Source organism: Schnuerera sp. (genome assembly GCF_035459645.1).
In the GTDB taxonomy this organism is placed as follows: Bacteria; Bacillota; Clostridia; order Tissierellales; family Tepidimicrobiaceae; genus Schnuerera.
In genome coordinates, this window is the sequence record NZ_DATHXO010000295.1 from 1 (window position 1) to 2,519 (window position 2,519).

Consider the following 2,519-nt stretch of genomic DNA (forward strand, 5'->3'; position numbering starts at 1 on the left):
AGGCGTGTTATGAGAAAATTAAATTTAATTTTAAGTATAATTTTACTTATAGTATGTGGTTTTTTTTATTCTATGACATTTAAGCTCCCAGCGGAAGCTAGGATATATCCGATTTTTGTAAATACATTATTTATGATATTATCCTTAACATTCCTTGTTAAAAGTTATTTAAACAAAGATAGTGAAGAAGCAAAGAATTTTAAAAATATTGAACTTAAGCAATTAATATTTATTCTAGTAACTGGAGGAATATATATAGTTCTTATAAATATACTTGGATATATTATTTCAACTATTTTATATGTATTAGTTGCGCTTATAGGATTACAAGTAAGTAAGAAAAATAGTGTTTTAATCACTATTGGGTTTTGTTTATTTATATATGTACTGTTTAAGTTAGTATTGAAAGTTCCATTACCTGATGGATTCATTATATAACTACGAGGTGAAAATTAATGAATGATATTATATTTGGATTGACCAATGCATTGAGTTTGACCAATTTAATAGCTGCATTGGTAAGTGTGGCTACAGGTATTGTAGTAGGTGGATTGCCAGGTTTATCAGCGGCTATGGGTGTGGCATTATTAATCCCTATAACTTTTGGTATGCCAGCAGACACAGCTTTAATTGCCCTTGCAGGAGTTTATTGTGGTGCTATGTACGGTGGCTCTATATCTGCAATATTATTACATACACCAGGAACATCATCAGCAGCAGCAACAGCTATAGAAGGATATCAGTTAACGCTAAAAGGTAAGGCAGGTAAAGCTTTGGCAACAGCAACTATTGCTTCATTCATAGGTGGATTTTTAAGTACTATTGCTCTTTATACTATATCTCCTTTATTAGCTGATTTATCCCTTAAATTTGGACCGGCAGAATACTTTTGGTTATCAATATTTGGATTAACCATTATAGCAGGAATAAGTTCTCAATCAATGCTTAAAGGATTAATTTCTGGTGCATTAGGATTAGTACTTTCTACCATTGGGATGGATCCAATGCTTGGAGTGCCTAGATTTACATTTGGCATTACATCTCTTCTTGAAGGGTTACCATTTACTGCAACATTAATCGGTCTGTTTTCTATGTCTCAAGTTTTAATATTGGCAGAAAAAGAACTTAAAGAAATGGAAAAACCAAAGCTTGTAACAGATAAGGTTTATTTAAGTTTCTCAGAGATAAAAAGAATATTACCAACTAGTTTACGCTCCACAGCCATAGGAGTTGTGGCTGGAATATTACCAGGAGCAGGTGGAACAATTGGTAGCTTTATTGGATATAATGAAGCTAAGAGGTTTTCAAAACATAAAGATGAATTTGGAAAAGGGAGTATAGAGGGTGTAGCAGGTGCAGAAGCAGCAAACAATGCTGTAACAGGAGGTTCATTAATTCCTACATTAACTCTTGGAGTTCCTGGGAATAGTGTAACGGCAATATTACTTGGTGGATTAATAATACAAGGACTTAAACCAGGACCAGATTTATTTACAATACATGGACGTATAACTTATACATTTTTTGCAGGTTTTGGAATAGTTAATATATTTATGTTAATTTTAGGTTTACTAGGAGTTAGATATTTTGCGAAAATATCATCAGTAAAAGATAGTGTATTAATACCTATAATATTTGCATTAAGTGTAGTTGGGTCCTATGCTATTAATAACAATATGACAGATGTATGGATTATGTTTATCTTTGGTATAATAGGCTATTTTGTTAAAAAATTCGATTTAAATGCAGCGGCTATTGTATTAGCTTTAATATTAGGTCCATTAGGAGAAACTGGCCTTAGAAGAACATTAATAATGAACAATGGAAATATAATGGCATTATTTAGTGGTACAATAACTTGGGTATTAATATTATTAAGTATATTATCTTTATTATCACCTATAATAATATCTAAGTTTGAGAAAAAACGGATTAATTAAGAATGGGAATTTGAAAAGTTTTAAATTTTGTTAAGGGGTTTTGTCTATGACAAATAATATGGAAGTAGTTTTGAGAATTATTCTTTCAGCTATAATAGGTGGCTTGATAGGAATAGAGAGAGAAGTTAATAACAGGCCAGCTGGACTAAGAACTCATATACTTGTTAGTGTTGGCTCTACTTTGGTAATGCTGGTATCTATAAATGGATTTAATAATCCAATAACAGGATTACCTGCTGGAGATCCTGCAAGATTAGCAGCTCAAGTAGTAAGTGGAGTAGGTTTTTTAGGAGCAGGAACTATTATGAGGACTAAAGGAGATATTAAAGGGCTTACTACTGCTGCTAGTTTATGGGTATGTGCAGGTATTGGTTTAGCAATTGGTAATGGATATTATTTAGGAGCAGTTGTGACAGCCAGTGTTGTTCTTATAACTTTGATGAGCTTAGGAAAATTTGAAAAAAAGATACTAAAAACCAGTTACAAAACGCTAGAGGTTATTAGTTCAAATAGATCTGGACTAATTGGTGAAATAGGAACTTTGCTAGGAAAGTATAATATTTCCATTAAGGATATTAA

Annotated in this window: 3 protein-coding genes; all 3 read left to right on the plus strand. The window is 31.9% G+C overall.

Annotation, left to right across the window (positions count from 1 at the left end; all coding sequences use genetic code 11):
• On the plus strand, window positions 1-438 hold a 438-nt coding region (locus VK998_RS06930), incomplete at its 5' end, for a tripartite tricarboxylate transporter TctB family protein (protein ID WP_325226895.1).
• Between the two features lie 17 nt (window positions 439-455).
• Entirely contained in the window at window positions 456-1,940 is a 1,485-nt protein-coding gene (locus tag VK998_RS06935; protein WP_325226897.1) for a tripartite tricarboxylate transporter permease, read from the plus strand.
• A 46-nt stretch (window positions 1,941-1,986) separates the two neighbouring features.
• Window positions 1,987-2,519 (plus strand): MgtC/SapB family protein (locus VK998_RS06940; protein WP_325226900.1); only part of this gene is annotated, 533 nt, incomplete at its 3' end.

Coding starts and splice junctions, on each gene's coding strand:
- VK998_RS06935 (WP_325226897.1), top strand. CDS start 456: ATGAATGATATTATATTTGGATTGACCAATGCATTGAGTTTGACCAAT.